Source organism: Enterococcus sp. 3G1_DIV0629 (assembly GCF_002141285.1).
Lineage (GTDB): Bacteria > Bacillota > Bacilli > Lactobacillales > Enterococcaceae > Enterococcus_B > Enterococcus_B lactis.
Genome location: NZ_NGLI01000001.1, coordinates 1,433,159 through 1,434,393 on the forward strand (window position 1 = coordinate 1,433,159; position 1,235 = coordinate 1,434,393).

A 1,235-nucleotide genomic window follows, 5' to 3' on the forward strand; every position below is an offset into this window, starting at 1 on the left:
AACTGGGGTAGCTGGATTCGAACCAACGCATGAGGGAGTCAAAGTCCCTTGCCTTACCGCTTGGCTATACCCCAAGAATAAAAAGGGCGAATGATGGGAATCGAACCCACGAATGCCGGAGCCACAATCCGGTGCGTTAACCACTTCGCCACATTCGCCATGGCAGGGGCAGCAGGAATTGAACCCACACTAACGGTTTTGGAGACCGCTGTTCTACCTTTAAACTATGCCCCTATAAAATGGAGGAGAGTGGATTCGAACCACTGAACCCTAAGGAACGGATTTACAGTCCGTCGCGTTTAGCCACTTCGCTACTCCTCCATGGTGGCGCGGGACAGAATCGAACTGCCGACACACGGAGCTTCAATCCGTTGCTCTACCAACTGAGCTACCGCGCCATATTTTAAAATTATTAATTGAATAACAAGAACGACGGTTCCGACGGGAATCGAACCCGCGATCTCCTGCGTGACAGGCAGGCATGTTAACCCCTACACCACGGAACCAGTTCATTATGGAGGTTAACGGGATCGAACCGCTGACCCTCTGCTTGTAAGGCAGATGCTCTCCCAGCTGAGCTAAACCTCCAACATTCAATTAAAATGACCCGTACGGGATTCGAACCCGTGTTACCGCCGTGAAAGGGCGGTGTCTTAACCGCTTGACCAACGGGCCAGGTAAACTTGTTACGGAGAGTAAGGGATTCGAACCCTTGAGACAGTTTGCACCATCTACATGATTTCCAATCATGCTCCTTCGGCCTCTCGGACAACTCTCCAGAGTGAAAGAAGCTCAATACTCTTTCTCAAAATGAGAACTCCGGCAGTAGGACTCGAACCTACGACATCATGATTAACAGTCATGCGCTACTACCAACTGAGCTATGCCGGAATAACATCAGCGTGGCGACGTCCTACTCCTGTCTCTTATACACATCTAGATGTGTATAAGAGACAGTTACTGTTCCTATACTGATCTATGGGTTTATAAAATAGTATTTAATAGTATTTAAATAAAATAAAAAACCTTGAAATTAAATTTCAAGGTTTTTCGTAATACCGGCGGCCGGGGTCGAACCGGCACGTCCTCAACGGACACTGGATTTTGAGTCCAGCGCGTCTGCCAATTCCGCCACGCCGGCAAATTAAAAGAATAACTGGGGTAGCTGGATTCGAACCAACGCATGAGGGAGTCAAAGTCCCTTGCCTTACCGCTTGGCTATACCCCAAGAATAA

Annotated in this window: 12 tRNA genes; all 12 read right to left on the reverse strand. The window is 48.5% G+C overall.

The window, feature by feature from the left end:
• Positions 1–2: 2 nt before the first annotated feature.
• The 12 genes from A5816_RS07220 to A5816_RS07275 all read right to left on the reverse strand — a co-directional run bounded on the left by A5816_RS07220 (position 3) and on the right by A5816_RS07275 (position 1,228).
• A tRNA-Gln gene (locus tag A5816_RS07220) sits at positions 3–74 on the reverse strand.
• A gap of 11 nt (positions 75–85) precedes the next feature.
• A tRNA-His gene (locus A5816_RS07225) sits at positions 86–158 on the reverse strand.
• A gap of 2 nt (positions 159–160) precedes the next feature.
• Positions 161–234: transfer RNA gene (locus A5816_RS07230), tRNA-Trp, on the reverse strand.
• A 6-nt stretch (positions 235–240) separates the two neighbouring features.
• Positions 241–321: transfer RNA gene (locus A5816_RS07235), tRNA-Tyr, on the reverse strand.
• Between the two features lies 1 nt (position 322).
• Positions 323–398: transfer RNA gene (locus tag A5816_RS07240), tRNA-Phe, on the reverse strand.
• Between the two features lie 35 nt (positions 399–433).
• A tRNA-Asp gene (locus tag A5816_RS07245) sits at positions 434–506 on the reverse strand.
• A 9-nt stretch (positions 507–515) separates the two neighbouring features.
• A tRNA-Val gene (locus A5816_RS07250) sits at positions 516–588 on the reverse strand.
• Between the two features lie 15 nt (positions 589–603).
• Positions 604–675, reverse strand: a tRNA-Glu gene (locus tag A5816_RS07255).
• A 14-nt stretch (positions 676–689) separates the two neighbouring features.
• A tRNA-Ser gene (locus tag A5816_RS07260) sits at positions 690–778 on the reverse strand.
• Between the two features lie 39 nt (positions 779–817).
• A tRNA-Asn gene (locus A5816_RS07265) sits at positions 818–891 on the reverse strand.
• A 165-nt stretch (positions 892–1,056) separates the two neighbouring features.
• Positions 1,057–1,141 (reverse strand) — tRNA-Leu (locus A5816_RS07270).
• 15 nt (positions 1,142–1,156) lie between these two features.
• A tRNA-Gln gene (locus A5816_RS07275) sits at positions 1,157–1,228 on the reverse strand.
• Positions 1,229–1,235: the final 7 nt, after the last annotated feature.